Raw genomic sequence first — 16253 nt, forward strand, 5'->3', positions numbered from 1 at the left:
TTCAGTGTCCTGGGGAGGACAGCGCCGCCATGACGGCAAGCCGCATCACGCAGATCATCGCGCATCCCTTGCGCGCCACGCTTGCCAAGGTGCAGCGCACCTCGCAGGGCGACTATCCCGCCATCGAGCTTGTCGTTGTCGAGGTCGTGACCAGCGACGGCGTGGTGGGGTTCGGCGAGGCCTTGGCGCGGCGCGGCGCGGCCGGCTATGCGCGATTGATCGAGGAGGTGCTCGGCCCCCGCCTGATCGGCAAGGACCCGGCCGATCGGCGCGCGCATTGGAAGGCGATGCGTGCTGCGCTTTCCGGCCGCCCCGGCGGGCAACTGGTCGAGGCGATCGCGGGCATCGACATCGCGCTCTGGGACATCGCCGGCAAACAGGCCGGCCTGCCGGTCCACAAGCTGCTCGGTGGCATCGGGCGCATGCAGGTCGCGGCCTATGCCTCTTCGATCAACTGGCTCGACGACGCGACGGTCGAGGCGGAGGTCGCTGCTGCGCTGAAAGCCGGTTTCCGTGAGATCAAGGTCAAGCTTGGCCACCCGCTGAAGGATGCGATCGCCAGGGCGCGGTTCATCCGCAAGCTCGCGGGCGACGACATCGCCCTCTATGTCGACGCCAATTGGGCCTATGACGTCGATGACGCGCTGGTCGTCGGCCGGGCGCTGGCCGATCTCGGCTATGGTTTCTTCGAGGAACCGATCGCGCCGCATGATCGCGAGGGCTATCGTCGGCTCGCCCAGCATCTGCCGATCAGGCTCGCGGCGGGCGAAAGCGACTATGTCGCCTCCGAGGCGCTGATCATGCTGCAGGACCGTTCGCTGGGACTGATCCAGCCCGATGTGACGCGCTCGGGCGGCATCACCGAGACCTGGCGCATCGCGGAACTCGCCGCTGCCTTCAACACGGCTTACGCCCCCCATGTCGGCTGGTCCGGCGCGATCTGCGTCGCCGCCAGCCTCCAGCTCGCAGCGGCCGCCGAGAGCTTCCGCACCTTCGAATGCATGGTCTATGAGAACCCGCTGCGCGATGCCTTCACGCATCCCGTGGTCGGCGAGGGCTCTCAGCTTATCGATGGCAAGCTCGCCGTGCCGCAGGGCCCGGGCCTCGGCATCGAGATCGATCGCGACGCGCTCAAGCGTTTCCGGATCGCCTGATGACTGCACGCACGCCCCTTTCTGCCATCGCGCTGGTCGGCCCCGTCCAACTGATGGTCGGCGGCATCATCTTCCTGCCGGCGATCTACGTGTTCTGGCTCAGCCTGAACCAGTCCTCCTTCGGCCAGGCGGCGAGCTTCGTCGGCCTCGCCAACTACGTGAAGGTCCTGAGCGACCCCTATTTCTGGCGCGCGCTCGTCAACACGGTGATCGTCGTCGCCGTGGTCGTGCATCTCGAATTGCTGCTTGGCCTCCTGATGGCGCTGTTCTTCGCCTCGGGCGTGCCGTGCCGCGCCTTCCTGCTCGCCATCGTGCTCGCACCCTATGCGGTCAGCGAGGTCTCGGCCGTGGTGATGTGGCGCTATCTGTTCGAGCCCGATGTCGGGATGATGAGCCAGATGCTCTCGTTCTTCGGTTTGCCGCCGATCGAATGGGCGGTGAAGCCGAGCCACGGCTTGTTCATGGTCTCGCTGCTCTCGATCTGGCTGCACCTGCCCTTCTCGTTCATCATCATCTACGCGGCCAGGCTCTCGATCCCCGGCGATCTCTACGAGGCCGGCGCGATCGACGGCGCCAGCAGTTGGACGGCGTTTCGCCGCATCACCTTGCCGCTCCTCATGCCGGCCCTGCTGATCGCGGCTTTGTTCCGCTACATCTTCGCCTTCCGGCTGTTCTCCGAGGTCTGGCTGATGACCGGTGGCGGGCCGGCGCGCACCACCGAGGTGCTGGCGGTCTATCTCTATCTCGAGGCCTTTCGTTACAACGCCTTCGGCTCGGCTGCCGCCACGGGCTGGCTGCTCGTGCTCGCCTCGCTCCTGCTCGCGCTGTTCTATCTGCGCCGGCTCTACAGGGAGATGTTCGGCAAGCATGTCTAAACCTCCCTCCCTCCTTCGCGCGGCCCTGAAGCTGCTGGGCGTCCTCGTCATCGTCGCCTGGTCGGTCCTGCCGATCGCCCTGATCGCGATGTCCTCCTTCAAATCGGACCGCGATATCTTCTCGCTGACCTCGCGTTTCAGCTTCGCGCCGACATTGGCGAATTACGAACTGCTCTGGAGCCGCTGGGGCGACTTCTTCTTCGGGCTCTGGAACAGCTTCATCGTCACGGTCGGCGCAACCGTGCTCGCCGTTCTGGTCTCGTTGCTCGCGGGCTTCGCCTATTCGCGCCATGCCTCGAAGGGCCTGCAGGCCAGCGCCTTCTTCCTGATCTTCATCCGCCTGATCCCGCCGATCGTGATCACGCTGCCGCTGTTTCCGGTGGTGAACTGGCTCGGGCTCAACGACACGCATCTGATCCTGATCGTGCTCTACGCGACCTTCTTCGTCTCGCTCGGCACCATCGTGATGCGCACCTTCATCGACCAGATCCCGCGCGAGCTCGACGAGGCGGCGATGATCGACGGCGCTTCGCAGATGCAGATCGTCTGGCGCGTCATCCTGCCGATGGCGGCCCAGGGCATGCTCGCGGTCGCGGTCTTCGTCATCGTCTATGCCTGGAACGAGTTCCTCTTCGCCTTCATCTTCACCACCACCAAGGCCAAGACCGCGCCTTTGGTGATCTCGGAGATGATCGGCGCGGTCGAGGGTGTCGAATGGGGCGTGCTCTTCGCCGCCTCGACCGTCCAGCTCCTGCCGGTGCTCGCCTTCGTCATCCTCATGCAGAAGCATCTCGTCGCCGGCCTGACGGCCGGCGCAGTGAAGGGGTAGAAACCAATGACCTCACCCAATTCGCAGCTCGACGACATGCGCCGCGCCATCCGCGAGGCCGATCCGCAATTAAGCCGCTTCGATCCGTTGCCGCGCATCATCTGCCTCGATGATTTCGACCGCGGCATGTGTGGCTGGACCCAGCTCGTCGGCAATTACGAGCACTCGCTCGACGCGATGCTGCCGGGCTATGCCCAGCACAGCCACGCCATGCTCTCGACCTTGCCGAACTGGGATTTCGGCTCGCATGGCGGGGTCGACGGCTCCTATGCGCTGAAGATCGCGACGCGGCCGAAGACAGGTGCGCAGAACGTCGCGATCAAGCGCCTGACCTTCCGCAAGGCCGGCCCGATCCGGCTTGAGACCTATTTCACCTTCAAGCCGGAGGCGACCGAGCTCCAGCTCTCGGAGACCGACATCCGCTCCTTCGGCTTCCTCTACGATCTCCAGGTCGGCGACCAGCATGGTACGGGCGGCAACCGCGTGATGCCGCATCTGCGCTTCCTCAACGCCGAGAACGGCGTGCACCTGCAGAAATGGCAGTTCAAACGCGAGACGACGCCGATCAAGCCGATCGGCACGGCCGGCAAGACGATGACGCATTACCATCTCGCGCCGACCGACTGGGAGGACCTGCCCGGCGGCGAGCAGCGGCTTTGCTACAACGAGATCCCGACCAAGGTGAACTGGCACTATCTGCGCTTCGACTTCGACCTCGCGACGATGCAGGCGACGCGCTTCCAGGTGAATGACCGCGTCTTCGACATGTCGACCTATGACTGCATCCGCATCCCGGCGATGAAGAATCTCTGGTGCATGCTGAATATCGGCTTCTTCGCCGAGACCGACACCGACAAGCGCGCCTTCGCCTATCTCGATTCCGTCTGCCTGTCGGGAGACTTCTGATGCTGCCCGAGAACCTCACCGCCATCGTCGCCCGCAACGAGATCTGGACAGGCGAGAGCGCGACCGAACCCTATGAGGCCGGCTGGGCGAAGGAGGCGATCGTCTTCGTCCGAGCGCTGAAGCCACCCAAGGGCAAACTCCCCAAGGCGCGCATCGAGATCTCGGCCGACGGCATGCATTGGGCTCCTGAGGGCTCGGAATTCGACCTGCCGGAGGCGGAGAACGCCGTGACCTTCCAGCGCGTCGCCCATTTCGGCAATTTTTTGCGTGTCGCGGCGTCCTTGCCCGCGGGGGCGGAGATCACCGTGCTGGTCAGCATGCACTTCAAGGCTTGAGGCCACGGCCTCTCACGGCAGGTTCTCGCGCAGGATGATCTCGGTGCGTGGGCTTGCCGTGCCGTGCAGGGCCGGCCGCCCGGCGCGCAGATTGGCGAAGATCGCGACGCAATCCATCAGCGCCGTCTGCGGATTCTGGGTGATGACCGCATCCATCGCGCCCTCGATGAGCAGGGCCCGCGTCTCCGCCGTCAGGCCATGGCCGACGAAGACGACCTCGTGCTGCCGGCCGGCCTCCTTCAGCGCCCTGGCGATGCCTTCGGGGCCGCCGCCGATATTGTAGATGCCCGCGAGATCGGGGTGCTGCGCCAGGAGGGTCTTGGTCTGGCGATAATTTCTGGCCTCGTCGTCATGGCCCTCGCGCAGGCCGACGACCTCGATCGCCGGGAAGAGCTCCTCGAACAGATGCAGGAAGCCCATCTCGCGCTCTTCATGGGCGCGGTAGCTCAGGCTGCCGGCGATCATCGCGACCTTGGCGGGTTTGGCCCCGATGAAGCGGGCGATCAGGTAGCCGGCCGAGCGGCCAGCCGAGCGGTTGTCGAGCCCGACATAGGCGACGCGCCGCGTCTTGGCGATGTCGGAGATCAGCGTCACCGTCGGCACGCCGCGCTCGGCCAGCCAGTCGACCGCTTCGCGCACCGTCGGGTGCTCCAACGCCATGAAGGCGATGCCGTCGACATCGCGTCCGATGCGGCGCAGATGCTGGGCCAGTAATTCGGGCTTGAAGCTCTCGATATAATCGACGCGCGCCCGCATGTTGAACGAGGCGAGCTGGTCCTGAGAGCTGCCGATCAAGCGCCCGAGCATGCCGAGGAAGCGGTTCGTGCCGGCGGGGATCAGGAAGGCGAGACGCAAGGGCTTGAGCGCGCTGGCCGGCAGGGCGCCATCCATGACGTAGCCGAGCTCGCCGGCCGCCTTCAGGACGCGCTGCACCGTGACCGCGCGCACGCCGGGGCGCTGATTCAAAACCCTGTCGACGGTCGCGCTCGAGACGCCGGCGAGCCGCGCCACATCGTCCATCCGCGCCATGAGTCGGCGGCGCGGCAGGCTCTCCGCAGCCTCGTCCATAGCGTTGTCATTCTGAGAGAGGGGCATTCAAATCCAATCAAAAACCATCAGAGAATGAGTTTGACGGACCTCATCGGCAATTCCTATCGTTTTGGCAAGAAGACGACAATCAATCAGGTCGCAAGGCGATCCAGGGAGGATACAATGACGTCATTGACCCGCCGCACGGTGCTGCGCACGCTTGCCGCCACGCCGGCCATTCCCCTCATCGGCATGCCCTTGATAGGCATGCCGCATATCGCGCGCGCCGCCGAGATCGAATTGAAATACGGCAACAACCTGCCGCTCAGCCATCCCTTGAACGTGCGCGCCGCCGAGGCTGCCGAACAGATCAAGGCGAAGACCAACGGCCGGGTCGAAATCAAGATCTTCCCCAACAACCAGCTTGGCGGCGACACCGACATGCTGAGCCAGGTCCGCAATGGCGGCATCACCTTCTTCACGCCGTCCGCGCTGGTGATCGCGACGCTGGTGCCTGTCGCCGCGATCAATGCGGTCGGCTTCGCCTTTGCCGATTACGACCAGGTCTGGAAGGCGATGGACGGCGCGCTCGGCGCCCATGTCCGCGCCGCGATCGCCAAGGTGAACCTCTTCGCCTTCGAGAAGATGTGGGACAACGGCTTCCGCCAGATGACGACATCAGGCAAGCCGATCGAGACCGCCAAGGACATGGCGGGCCTGAAGATCCGCGTGCCGGTGAGCCCGCTTTCGATCGCGATGTTCAAGGCGCTGGAAGCCGCTCCCGCCAGCCTGCAGTTCAGCGAGGTCTATTCCTCGCTCCAGACCAGGATCGTCGACGCGCAGGAGAACCCGCTTCCGATCATCCAGGTCGCCAAGCTCTATGAGGTGCAGAAGAACTGCGCCGTCAGCAACCATATCTGGGACGGTTTCTGGTTCATCGCCAATGGCCGCGCCTGGAACGCCCTGCCGGCCGACGTCAAGACGATCGTCAGCGACGCCATCAACGAGGCCGGCGTCAAGCAGCGCGCCGATATCAAGGGCCTCAACGAAACGGTCCAGGCTGATCTCCAGTCCAAGGGCCTCGCCTTCAACAAGACCAATCCCGATTCCTTCCGCGCCAAGCTGCGCGAGGCCGGCTTCTACAAGGATTGGCAGGCGCGCTTCGGGGACGAGGCTTGGGGGCTGCTCGAAGGCGCCGTCGGCAAGCTGGCCTGAGGCCGGCGCGTCGCGGCCGAGCGATGGAGAACTCAGTCATGCATGGACACGCGGCGCTGTCGCCTGCGCCTCTCCCCGAGAAGGGCATTGCGCATCTCGCCGGCAAGCTCGACCGTGCGGTCGGCGGCTTCGTCGAGGCGGTGGCGGCCGCGCTCGTCCTGATCGAGATCGTCATCCTCGGGGCGGGCGTGACGGCGCGCTATGTCTTCCACAAGCCCTTGATCTGGTCGGATGAGCTGGCCTCGATCCTGTTCCTGTGGCTGTCGATGCTGGGCGCGGTCGTTGCGCTCCGGCGCGGCGAGCATATGCGCATGACCGGCCTCGTCAGCCGTGTCGGGCCAGGGGCGCGCAGCCTTCTGGAGGCGCTGGCGATCACCGCCTCGATCGCCTTCCTGCTGATGATTTTGCCCCATGCGCTGGAATATGCCGAGGAGGAGCGGTTCATCGTCACCCCGGCGCTGGAGATCACCAATGCCTGGCGCGCGGCGGCTATACCCGTCGGCATGGGGCTGATGCTGCTGGCGGCGTGTTTCCGCCTGCTGCGTTTCGGTTCGCTCAGGCCTGTCCTGCTGGCGCTCGGCCTCACAGTTGCCTTCGTGCTGCTGTTCTGGCTTGCCGGCCCCATGCTGAAGCCGCTCGGCAAGCTCAACCTCGTGGTCTTCTTCGTCGGGGTGGTGGCGCTCAACGTCTTCTCCGGCGTGCCGATCGCCTTTTCCTTCGCGCTCGCCACCTTCGGCTACCTCGCGCTCACTACCGCGACGCCATTGATCGTCATGGTCGGCCGGCTCGACGAGGGCATGAGCCATCTCATCCTGCTCGCCGTGCCCCTCTTCATCTTCCTGGGCGCGCTGATCGAGATGACCGGCATGGCCCGCGCCATGATCCAGTTCCTCGCTTCGCTGCTCGGCCATGTCCGCGGCGGCTTGTCCTATGTGCTGGTCGGGGCGATGTACCTTGTTTCGGGCATCTCGGGCTCGAAGATCGCCGACATGGCCGCGATCGCGCCGGTGCTCTTCCCGGAGATGCAGAAGCGCGGCGCCAAGCCCGGCGATCTCGTCGCCCTGCTCTCGGCGACAGGCGCACAGACCGAGACGATTCCGCCCTCGATCGTGCTGATCACCATCGGCTCGGTGACCGGCGTCTCGATCGCCGCGCTCTTCACCGGCGGCATGCTGCCCGGTGTCGTACTCGGCGTCGCGCTCTGCTTCGTGATCTGGTGGCGCTATCGCGGCGAGGATCTCAGCCATGTCGCGCGCTATTCAAAACGCGAGATCGGCAAGCTCGCTCTGGTCGCGCTGCCGGCCGTCTCGCTGCCTTTCGTCATTCGCGCCGCGGTCGTCGAGGGTGTGGCGACGGCGACCGAAGTCTCGACCATCGGTATCGCCTATTCCGTCGTGATGGGACTTCTGGTCTATCGCCAGTTCGACTGGCGCCGGCTGCCGCGCATGCTGGTCGATACGGCCTCGCTGACGGGCGCGATCATCTTCATCGTCGGTTGCGCCACGGCCATGGCCTGGGGCCTGACCCAGTCGGGCTTCTCGCAGGATCTGGCGAAGATCATGGCGGCCGTGCCGGGCGGAACCTGGGGCTTCCTGGCGATCTCGATCGTCGCCTTCATCATCCTCGGCAGCGTGCTGGAGGGTATCCCGGCGATCGTGCTGTTCGGGCCGCTCCTGTTCCCGATCGCCAAGCAGGTCGGCGTGCATGAGGTGCACTACGCCATGGTGGTGATCTTCGCGATGGGCATCGGCCTTTTCGCGCCGCCCTTCGGCGTTGGCTATTACGGCGCCTGCGCGATCAGCAAGATCAATCCCGACGAGGGCCTGAAATACATCTGGGGCTACATGCTGGCCCTGCTGATCGGCCTCGTCGTGGTCGCCGCCGTGCCGTGGATCTCCACCGGCTTCCTGAAATTCTGACCCTTCACCGCTCTTCGAACGCGAGGCATTCCCATGAGCCGCTTCTTCGGCCAGATCCGCCAGGCTGGCTATGTCGTCCCCGATATCGAGGCGGCGATGGACTATTGGAGCCGTGTCCTCGGCGTCGGACCGTTCTTCTACAACCCGAAGGTTCCGATCAAAAACTACCGCTACAAGGGTGAGAGCTACGAGCCGCATAATTCGGTCGCGCTGGCCAATTCCGGGCCGCTCCAGATCGAACTGATCCAATGCCGCAACGATGTGCCCTCGATGTATCGCGACTTCACCCAAGCCGGGCATAGCGGCCTGCAGCATGTCGCCTATTGGACCGACAGCTATGATGCCGATCTCGAACGCCTGATCGCGCAGGGCTTCAAGCCGGTGATGTCAGGCGAAGTCGGCGAACGCGGCCGCTTCATCTATTTCGACACGCATTACCACCCCGGCACCGTGATCGAGCTGTCGGAGGTCGCCGGCCCCAAGGGCGAGATGTTCCGCCTGATCCGCGAGGCCGCCGAGAGTTGGGACGGCAAGGATCCCGTGCGTCCATTCCCCGATCTCAGCAAGCTCTGAGGGCCGGACGGCGAGACGGCGCCTTCCCCGTCATTGCGAGCGCGGTGAAGCCATCCTGCGTCTCGCAGGCGGTTCCCCGGATTGCTTATTCGGCCGCGCGTTCGTGTAATGACGGCAGGCCGAACAATGGCAAGCCGAATGATGGATCGACGAGATGACCAGCGAACGCTTCGAGGCGACCTATCTGATCGAGACACCGCTCGATCCGAGGAAGGTGGCGCAGGTGATGGCGGGCGAGCAGTCCAGCGGCACCTTCACGCGCGTCGCCGGCGAGACCGACGAATTGCGCGAACGGGCGAGCGCCGTCGTCACCAAGGTCGAAGAGCTTGAAACGGTCGCCGCGCCGAGCCTGCCCAATGCCTGGCTCGCCCGCAAAGGCGTCTCCGGTCCCTGGCGGCGGGCCCGTGTCGCGATCTCGTTCCCAGTCGACAATGTCGGCGCCAATCTGGCGACCCTGGCTGCGATCGTTGCCGGCAATCTCTATGATCTCGGCGAGGTCACGGGCCTCAGGCTCGACACGATCACGCTGCCCGCCTCCTTCCGCAGCCGCTTCCCGCTGCCGAGCCAGGGCATCGCTGGGACACGCCGGCTGACGGGTGTTCCACAAGGTCCGCTGGTCGGCTCGATCATCAAGCCCAATGTCGGCCTGAGCGTGGAGGAGACGGCGGCGCTCGTCGCCAAGCTCTGCGAGGCAGGCCTCGATTTCATCAAGGATGACGAGATCTCTGCCGATCCCGTCCATGCGCCGCTGGCGCAGCGCGTGCCGGCGGTGATGGCCGCCGTGCGTCGCCATCAGGATCGTACCGGCAAGGCGGTGATGGTCGCCTTCAACATCACCGACGAGACCGACGCGATGCGCCGCCATGCCGATCTTGTGGCACGCGAGGGCGGCACCTGCGTCATGACGAGCCTGAACTGGTGCGGGTTCTCGGCAATGGAGACGCTGCGCCGTTCGACCGATCTCGCTGTGCACGGCCATCGCAACGGCTATGGCGCGCTCTCGCGCCATCCCATGCTCGGTATCTCCTTCCAGGCCTATCAGACGCTCTGGCGGCTCGCCGGCGTCGATCACATGCATGTCCACGGCCTGCAGGGAAAATTCGCGCAGGAGGACGAGGAGGTCGTTTCCTCCGCCAGGGACTGCGTGACGCCGTTGAGCGCGGGCATCGATGACCGCGTCATGCCGGCCTTCTCCTCGGGCCAATGGGCCGGCACGGCCCAGCCGACCTGGGATGCGATCGGCCATTCCGATCTGCTCTTCATGGCCGGCGGCGGCATCCTCGCCCATCCCGGAGGACCGGCGGCCGGCGTGGTCAGCATCCGCCAGGCCTGGGACGCGGTGATGGCGGGCATTTCGCTGGAGGAGGCCGCCAGGACGCAGGGCGAGTTGCGGCAGGCGCTCGATTTCTTCGGCAAGCTCGCTGGCTGAGGCCCTGATGACAAACCCATCACCGCTCTATGGCTGGTACGGCGACGATTTCACCGGAGCGACCGACACCTTGTCGGCGCTGGCGGAACAGGGACGGCGCGCGCTGCTGTTCCTGCGGATTCCGACGCCGGAGCAACTGATCGCTGCCGGCCCGCTCGACGCCATCGGCATCGCCGGGGCGACCCGCTCGATGGAACCCGTCGCGATGGCCGCCGAGCTCGACGAGGCCGGCCGCTTCTTCGCCGGGCAAGGCGTCGCGCTGCTGCACTATAAATGCTGCTCGACCTTCGACAGCGCCCCGCTTATCGGCAGCATCGGCGCGGCGGTGAAGGCGTTGCGCCCATATTTCCAAAACCCTTTCCTGCCGATCCTCGGCGGGCAGCCCAATCTCGGCCGCTACTGCCTGTTCGGAAACCTCTTCGCCGCGGCCGGCATCGGCGGCGTGGTCCACAGGATCGACCGTCATCCGACGATGAGCGTCCATCCGGTCACGCCAATGGCGGAGGCGGATCTGCGCCGGCATCTCACGGCGCAAGGGCTGGAGCGGATCGCCCTGCTCGACTATCGCAATTGGGATGACGGGGCGGAGGATGCGCTCATGGCCTGTCTCGCAACCGAGCCTGGCGCGGTCCTGCTCGATATCGCCCGCGCCTCCGATCTCCCGGTCATCGGCAAGCTGATCTCGCAGCGGGCGCAGGCGCAGCCGATGCTTGCCGTCGGTCCGAGCTCCGTCGCCCAGGCGCTGGCTGGCTTGTGGGGTGTCCAGGACGAGGTTGCGGGTGCGAGGGCCGTTCCTGATGCGAGGGGCGCTCCTTGGCGGCGCGATGGTCCCGTGCTGGCGCTGGTTGGCAGTCTTTCGCCCGTGACCCGGGCGCAGGTCGAGGTGGCGACGGGCTTTGCGAAGCTGGCGATCGAGCCGCGCAGGCTCCTCGATGACGCAGCCTATGCCGAGGCGTTGCGGCAGGAGGCTCTCCGGCGATTGGCGGAGGGCCATGTCATGCTGATCACCGAGCGTCCGTCGCAGGCTCCGGAGAATGCCGGCAGCGTCGCGGCGGCAACCGGCCTGCTGCTGCGCGGCATCATTGCGCAAGCGCGCCTGTCCCGGCTCGTCGTGGCCGGCGGCGACACGTCGAGCCTCGCCGTCAAATCGCTCGATATCTGGGGGCTGTCCTATCGCGGTCCGCTCGCTTCGGGCGCGCCGCTCTGCCGGACCCATAGCGATGATCCTCGCCTGGACGATCTCGATATCGTCCTGAAGGGCGGCCAGATGGGACCGGTCGATTTCTTCGCGAGAGCGACCGCCGGCTGATCGTTAGGAGGCCTCTTCCGCCGCCGCGGTTTCGTCCTGCTCATGCAGAACGGTGCGGTCGAGTTTCGGCGTCATCGTGTCGAGCAGCGGCAAGGCGGCCGCGCCGAGCGCCGCGGTGAGCCTGCCGGTCGCGCCACGCTGCACGCGCGGCACGCTGCGGCCGGAGCGGTTCGAGACCGAGACGGCGAAAGGCGACATCGCGTCGATCAAGGCGTCGATGACGCCATCCGGCAAGCCGCCGCCCAGGATGATGGTCTCCGGGTCGAACAGGTTTTCCAGCATCACCAGCATCGGCGCGAGAAGTCGGGCCGCTTCCGTGATCCAGCCCAACACGGCGGGGTGTCCGGCCAGATGCAGCCGCGCGACCTCGTCGGGGCCGGCATGCGCAATCCCGGCGGCGCGCAGGGCCTCGCTCAACGCATGGGTCGAGGCATAGCGTTCGAGGCAGCCCTGGCCGCCGCAGGCGCAAGCGAGCCCGTTCTGGACGACAGGGATATGGCCGATCTCGCCGGCATTGCCGAAGGCGCCGCGATAGGGCTGCCCGCCGATGATGGTGCCGAGCCCCAGGCCCGCGCCGAAATAGATCAGGCAGAAATGCCGCAGGTTTCGCCCCAGCCCGTGCAGATGCTCGCCGACGGCGGCCGCCGTCGCGTCGTTCTCGATCGTGACGGGTGTCTGCAACGCCAATGACAGGAGCTGGCCGGCATCGTGCCCGGCCCAGCCCGGCAGCGGTGATGAGCCGACCGAGCTCATCCCCTCGATCTCGAACGGGCCCGGCATCACTACACCGCAGCCGAGCAGGCGGCGCGGTAATCCCGTCCCGGTGCGGGCAAGGGCGAGTTCGGCAGCGGCGAGCACCTGCACGGCCTCGAGCGCGGAATCGCCCAAAGGCACGATGCGCTGCGCCCGGACTTCGCCGGCGAGATCGACCAGGACGGTGGTGATGTGGTCGGCCGCGATCTCCATGCCGGCGGTCATGCCGCCATCGGCATTGACCGCGAGCTCCATCGGCGGCTGGCCGCGCGCCGTGCGCCGGCGCCCCAACTCGATCAGGAAACCTTCGCCGACCAGCTCCGCGACGATGTTCGAGACCGCCTGCGCCGTCAGCCGCGTCAGGGCGGCGATGTCGGAGCGGCCGAGCCGGCCGTGCTGGCGCACCGTCTCCAGTACCACGCGGCGGTTATGACTGCGCGTTCGCTCGGGATTGGTGCCGACGGCGACGCTGCGGGACGGGGGAGAGCGGCGGTGAGGCATGATGGGCCAGTGCTTGTTGAGATCGACAGGCTGCGCTTTCGATTAATCCAACTCAAGTGAATTAATCGATTGACAGGATGGCGGGGCTGGAGCGAGCATGACGCTCGCACGTCTTGAATGCCGAATTCGAGGGCAAGGGCACAGGCGTCGTCACGACAGGGGAGAGGATCATGCGCGGCTTTCGAGGAATGCTGTTGGGTCTGCTGGTTTCGTTCGGTGCGGTCACCGGCGCGGCGGCTCAGACGGTCGAGATCGAATATTGGCAATATGTCTTCGACGCTCGCATCAAGGCGATGAACGAGCTGATCAAGCGGTTCGAGGCTGCCAATCCCAATATCAAGGTCAAGCACACGACCTTCCCCTATGCCGATTACCAGACCAAGATTGCGGCCGCCGTTCCCGCCGGCCAGGGGCCGGATGTGGTGCAGCTGTTCTATGGCTGGCTCGACAATTTCGTCGCCGCCAAATTCATCCAGCCGCTGCCGCGCGACGCCTTTCCGCCTGCGATGATCGAGAAGGAGTTCTATCCGATCGTCTCCGCGATGAAGCGCGATGGCGAGTATTACGGCCTGCCGACCGCGGTGCGCTCGCTGGCGCTGTTCTACAACAAGAAGCTGTTCCAGGAGGCGGGGCTTGATCCCGCCAAGCCGCCCGCGACGATCGACGAACTCCTCGACGCGGCCAAGAAGACGACCAAGCGCGACGCTGCCGGCAACATGCTCTCGGCCGGCATCACGCTCGATTTCCCCGGGCAGGACTATCATTGGTGGCGCGAGACGCTGCTGCGCCAGAATGGCGGTGCGCCCTATAGCGACGACAACCGGAAGGTCACCTATGACAGCGAGGCCGGCGCCAAGTCCCTGAACTGGTATGCCGATCTCCAGCGCGTCCACAAGGTCGGCCAGGTCGGCTTCATGGATGAAGGTCAGGCCGCCTTCCGCGCCGGCCGCGCCGCGATGACCATTGACGGCTCGTTCCGGCTCGGCGGGTTCGGAGCGATCAAGGCCTTCGAATGGGGCGTCGCCGAACTGCCGGCGGGCGCCGACGGCAAGAAGGCGAACTTCGCCAGCTACTGGGTCAACGCCATCACCGCCAAGCCCACCGGCGAGAAGCTCGAAGCCGCCAAGAAGTTCATGGCCTTCGTCACCACGCCGGAAGCGATGCAGCTCTGGCTCGAGACCGTCGGCGAACTGCCGGCCCGCAAGGCCGCGGCCGAGACCGAGAAGAACCTGAATCACCCGATCTACGGGCCTTTCCTGAAGGCGCTGAACTATTCCCATGCCACGGTCTTCGTCGACGAGATGGGCCAGCGCCAGGTCTCGCTCGACATGATCAACCGCGTGCTGATCCAGAACCAGGACGCCAAGGCCTCGCTCGCCGATGCAGCCAAGGCCGAACAGGCGATCCTCGACAAGTTCTACAAGAAGTAGGGGCGAGTTTCCTCGGAACCGCGTCGTCATTCCGGACAAGCGGCGAAGCCGCCCCGATCCGGAATCCATCCTAGAGCTCCGGAACCCTCCGATGGATTCCGGGCCTCCGCTTCGCTCCGCCCGGAATGACGTGGCGAGGCGAGCCAAAACAGTTTCCCCTAGAGTCAGATCTCGTCGTTATGAGCATGCCAATCCAACAGGAAATCTCCGGCGGCCGCTTTTGGGGCGGGCTCTCCCTGCGCCGGAAGCAGGTCGTCTGGGCCTGGGCCTTCCTGGCCGTCCCGATCCTGTTTTATGCGCTGATCCGCTTCTATCCGACGGTCGAGGCGTTCTATCTGTCGACGACCAATTGGAACCTGTTCTCCAAGCCCGGATTCGTCGGGCTGTCGAACTTCCAGCGGCTCTGGGCCGATGTCGTGTTCTGGCAGGTCTTTCGCAACACCGTGCTCTATCTCGCCATCGGCACGCCGGTGAGCCTGATCCTGGCCTTCACCATCGCCTATCACCTCGACCGCGTCCGCTTCCTGCACGGCTTCATCCGGGCGCTCTATTTCCTGCCCTTCCTGACGACGGCGGCTGCCATGGCCTGGGTCTGGCGCTGGTTCTACCAGCCGGTGCCGATCGGCATGATCAACGATCTGCTCTCAAGCTTCGGCCTGCCGCAGCAGCCCTTCCTGCGTTCGACCAGCCAGGCTCTGCCCTCGGTGCTGGCGCCGGCAATCTGGGCGGGGCTGGGCTTCCAGGTGGTGATCTTCCTCGCCGGCCTGCGCGCCATCCCGAACACCTATTACGAGGCGGCCCGCATCGACGGCGTCTCCAATCTGACGATCCTGCGCCGGATCACGATTCCCCTGCTGAAACCGACGATCATCTTCCTCGTCGTGTTCTCTTCGATCGGCTTCCTGCGCATCTTCGACCAGGTCTACAACATGACGAGCGGCGATCCCGGCGGGCCTCTGAACGCCACCAAGCCGCTGGTGCTGATGATCTACCAGACCGCCTTCTCCTCCTTCGAGATGGGCTATGCGGCGGCGCAGACGGTGGTGCTCTTCCTCGTCCTGCTCGCCGTCTCCTTCCTGCAATTGCGCCTGCTGAGGGACCGCTGATGGCCGCGCTGTCCTTTGCCATGCCAGCTCTTGCCAAGTCTGCTCTTGCCAAGTCTGCTCTTGCCAAGTCTGGCCGTTTCCAGCCCGGCCGCATCGCCATCTGGCTGCTGCTGCTCGCGGGCGGCGTGCTGATGATCACGCCGCTGCTCTTCATGTTCTCGACCTCGCTGAAGGACGCCTCCGAGGTCTACGATCTCAGACTGGTGCCGGCCCATCCGACGCTCGACAACTATGTCACGGTGCTGTCCGATGGGCGCTTCCTGCGCTGGTTCGGCAATTCGCTGGGCATCGCCACGGCGGTGACGCTGTCGAACGTCTTCTTCGACAGCCTGGTCGGCTACACCCTGGCGAAATTCCAGTTCCGCGGACGCTACATCGTCTTCCTGGCGATCCTCTCGACGCTGATGATCCCGACCGAGATGCTGGTCATTCCCTGGTACGTCATGGCCCGGAATTTCGGCTGGCTCGACACCTATTGGGGCATCATGTTCCCGGGCATGATGACGGCCTTCGGCACCTTCCTGATGAAGCAGTTCTTCGAGACGGTGCCCGACGACTTCCTCGAAGCCGCCCGCGTCGACGGCCTCAACGAATTTGCGATCTTCTGGCGCATCGCCATGCCGCTGGTGACGCCGGCGCTCTCGGCGCTCGCGATCTTCACCTTCCTGAGCAATTGGACGGCCTTCATCTGGCCGCTGATCGTGACCACCAGCAAGGAACTCTACACGCTGCCCGTCGGCCTATCGAGCTTCGCCGTGGAGTCGCAGATCCAGTGGGAGCTGATCATGACGGGCGCGGCGCTCGCGACGCTGCCGACGCTGACGGTCTTCCTCGTGCTGCAGCGCTACATCGTGCGCGGCGTGGTGATGGCCGGTCTGAAGGGTTGATCC

Annotated in this window: 15 protein-coding genes; 13 read left to right on the plus strand and 2 right to left on the minus strand. The window is 65.4% G+C overall.

Going from position 1 to position 16253, the window contains the following annotated elements; genetic code table 11:
• Positions 1-29 precede the first annotated feature (29 nt).
• The 5 genes from BHK69_RS06615 to BHK69_RS06635 are packed head-to-tail and all read left to right on the plus strand — an operon-like array spanning position 30 to position 4099.
• Positions 30-1154 carry a mandelate racemase/muconate lactonizing enzyme family protein gene (locus BHK69_RS06615; protein ID WP_069689406.1) on the plus strand — a complete coding sequence of 375 codons (1125 nt, stop codon included), beginning with the start codon at positions 30-32 and terminating at the stop codon, positions 1152-1154.
• Positions 1154-2029, plus strand: coding sequence for a carbohydrate ABC transporter permease (locus BHK69_RS06620; RefSeq protein WP_069689407.1), 876 nt, complete (start codon positions 1154-1156; stop codon positions 2027-2029). The genes BHK69_RS06615 and BHK69_RS06620 overlap by 1 nt, the downstream gene beginning before the upstream one ends.
• The gene (locus tag BHK69_RS06625; protein WP_069689408.1) at positions 2022-2858 is read left to right on the plus strand and encodes a carbohydrate ABC transporter permease; all 837 of its coding nucleotides are present in this window, start codon (positions 2022-2024) and stop codon (positions 2856-2858) included. The genes BHK69_RS06620 and BHK69_RS06625 overlap by 8 nt, the downstream gene beginning before the upstream one ends.
• 6 nt (positions 2859-2864) lie before the next feature.
• Positions 2865-3764 (plus strand): DUF6772 family protein, encoded by a 900-nt coding sequence (locus tag BHK69_RS06630; protein ID WP_342029746.1) that lies wholly within the window; start codon positions 2865-2867, stop codon positions 3762-3764.
• Positions 3764-4099 (plus strand): hypothetical protein, encoded by a 336-nt coding sequence (locus BHK69_RS06635; RefSeq protein ID WP_069689409.1) that lies wholly within the window; start codon positions 3764-3766, stop codon positions 4097-4099. The genes BHK69_RS06630 and BHK69_RS06635 overlap by 1 nt, the downstream gene beginning before the upstream one ends.
• Before the next feature lie 12 nt (positions 4100-4111).
• Here BHK69_RS06635 and BHK69_RS06640 read toward each other — a convergent pair whose 3' ends face one another.
• Positions 4112-5167, minus strand: a complete 1056-nt coding sequence (locus BHK69_RS06640) for a LacI family DNA-binding transcriptional regulator (protein ID WP_069689410.1) — start codon at positions 5165-5167, stop codon at positions 4112-4114.
• Positions 5168-5311: 144 nt separating this feature from the next.
• On the opposite strand from BHK69_RS06640, the gene BHK69_RS06645 reads away from it, so the two are divergent.
• The 5 genes from BHK69_RS06645 (at position 5312) to BHK69_RS06665 (ending at position 11573) form a co-directional block, all read left to right on the plus strand.
• On the plus strand, positions 5312-6343 hold the full coding sequence (locus BHK69_RS06645) for a TRAP transporter substrate-binding protein (protein WP_069689411.1): 1032 nt from the start codon (positions 5312-5314) through the stop codon (positions 6341-6343).
• Between the two features lie 38 nt (positions 6344-6381).
• Complete coding sequence (locus BHK69_RS06650; RefSeq protein ID WP_069689412.1) at positions 6382-8262, plus strand: TRAP transporter large permease; 1881 nt, start codon at positions 6382-6384, stop codon at positions 8260-8262.
• A 33-nt stretch (positions 8263-8295) separates the two neighbouring features.
• On the plus strand, positions 8296-8835 hold the full coding sequence (locus BHK69_RS06655; protein ID WP_069689413.1) for a VOC family protein: 540 nt from the start codon (positions 8296-8298) through the stop codon (positions 8833-8835).
• A 154-nt stretch (positions 8836-8989) separates the two neighbouring features.
• The gene (locus BHK69_RS06660) at positions 8990-10264 is read left to right on the plus strand and encodes a ribulose-bisphosphate carboxylase large subunit family protein (RefSeq protein WP_069689414.1); all 1275 of its coding nucleotides are present in this window, start codon (positions 8990-8992) and stop codon (positions 10262-10264) included.
• A 7-nt stretch (positions 10265-10271) separates the two neighbouring features.
• Positions 10272-11573: a four-carbon acid sugar kinase family protein gene (locus tag BHK69_RS06665; RefSeq protein WP_069689415.1), complete on the plus strand. Its 1302-nt coding sequence runs from the start codon at positions 10272-10274 to the stop codon at positions 11571-11573.
• Positions 11574-11576: 3 nt separating this feature from the next.
• On the opposite strand, the gene BHK69_RS06670 is transcribed toward BHK69_RS06665, so the two are convergent.
• On the minus strand, positions 11577-12827 hold the full coding sequence (locus tag BHK69_RS06670) for an ROK family transcriptional regulator (protein ID WP_069689416.1): 1251 nt from the start codon (positions 12825-12827) through the stop codon (positions 11577-11579).
• 170 nt (positions 12828-12997) lie between these two features.
• Between BHK69_RS06670 and BHK69_RS06675 the strand changes: the two genes are divergently transcribed.
• The 3 genes from BHK69_RS06675 (at position 12998) to BHK69_RS06685 (ending at position 16250) form a co-directional block, all read left to right on the plus strand.
• A complete protein-coding gene (locus BHK69_RS06675; RefSeq protein WP_069693429.1) occupies positions 12998-14257 on the plus strand; it encodes a sugar ABC transporter substrate-binding protein in 1260 nt (419 codons plus the stop codon).
• Between the two features lie 185 nt (positions 14258-14442).
• Positions 14443-15363: a carbohydrate ABC transporter permease gene (locus tag BHK69_RS06680; RefSeq protein WP_425285561.1), complete on the plus strand. Its 921-nt coding sequence runs from the start codon at positions 14443-14445 to the stop codon at positions 15361-15363.
• A gap of 20 nt (positions 15364-15383) precedes the next feature.
• Complete coding sequence (locus BHK69_RS06685; protein WP_069693430.1) at positions 15384-16250, plus strand: carbohydrate ABC transporter permease; 867 nt, start codon at positions 15384-15386, stop codon at positions 16248-16250.
• Positions 16251-16253: the final 3 nt, after the last annotated feature.

The sequence above is a fragment of the Bosea vaviloviae genome, assembly GCF_001741865.1.
GTDB classification, from domain to species: domain Bacteria; phylum Pseudomonadota; class Alphaproteobacteria; order Rhizobiales; family Beijerinckiaceae; genus Allobosea; species Allobosea vaviloviae.

Coding starts and splice junctions, on each gene's coding strand:
- BHK69_RS06615 (WP_069689406.1), top strand. CDS start 30: ATGACGGCAAGCCGCATCACGCAGATCATCGCGCATCCCTTGCGCGCC.
- BHK69_RS06620 (WP_069689407.1), top strand. CDS start 1,154: ATGACTGCACGCACGCCCCTTTCTGCCATCGCGCTGGTCGGCCCCGTC.
- BHK69_RS06625 (WP_069689408.1), top strand. CDS start 2,022: ATGTCTAAACCTCCCTCCCTCCTTCGCGCGGCCCTGAAGCTGCTGGGC.
- BHK69_RS06630 (WP_342029746.1), top strand. CDS start 2,865: ATGACCTCACCCAATTCGCAGCTCGACGACATGCGCCGCGCCATCCGC.
- BHK69_RS06635 (WP_069689409.1), top strand. CDS start 3,764: ATGCTGCCCGAGAACCTCACCGCCATCGTCGCCCGCAACGAGATCTGG.
- BHK69_RS06640 (WP_069689410.1), bottom strand. CDS start 5,167: ATGGACGAGGCTGCGGAGAGCCTGCCGCGCCGCCGACTCATGGCGCGG.
- BHK69_RS06645 (WP_069689411.1), top strand. CDS start 5,312: ATGACGTCATTGACCCGCCGCACGGTGCTGCGCACGCTTGCCGCCACG.
- BHK69_RS06650 (WP_069689412.1), top strand. CDS start 6,382: ATGCATGGACACGCGGCGCTGTCGCCTGCGCCTCTCCCCGAGAAGGGC.
- BHK69_RS06655 (WP_069689413.1), top strand. CDS start 8,296: ATGAGCCGCTTCTTCGGCCAGATCCGCCAGGCTGGCTATGTCGTCCCC.
- BHK69_RS06660 (WP_069689414.1), top strand. CDS start 8,990: ATGACCAGCGAACGCTTCGAGGCGACCTATCTGATCGAGACACCGCTC.
- BHK69_RS06665 (WP_069689415.1), top strand. CDS start 10,272: ATGACAAACCCATCACCGCTCTATGGCTGGTACGGCGACGATTTCACC.
- BHK69_RS06670 (WP_069689416.1), bottom strand. CDS start 12,827: ATGCCTCACCGCCGCTCTCCCCCGTCCCGCAGCGTCGCCGTCGGCACC.
- BHK69_RS06675 (WP_069693429.1), top strand. CDS start 12,998: ATGCGCGGCTTTCGAGGAATGCTGTTGGGTCTGCTGGTTTCGTTCGGT.
- BHK69_RS06680 (WP_425285561.1), top strand. CDS start 14,443: ATGCCAATCCAACAGGAAATCTCCGGCGGCCGCTTTTGGGGCGGGCTC.
- BHK69_RS06685 (WP_069693430.1), top strand. CDS start 15,384: ATGCCAGCTCTTGCCAAGTCTGCTCTTGCCAAGTCTGCTCTTGCCAAG.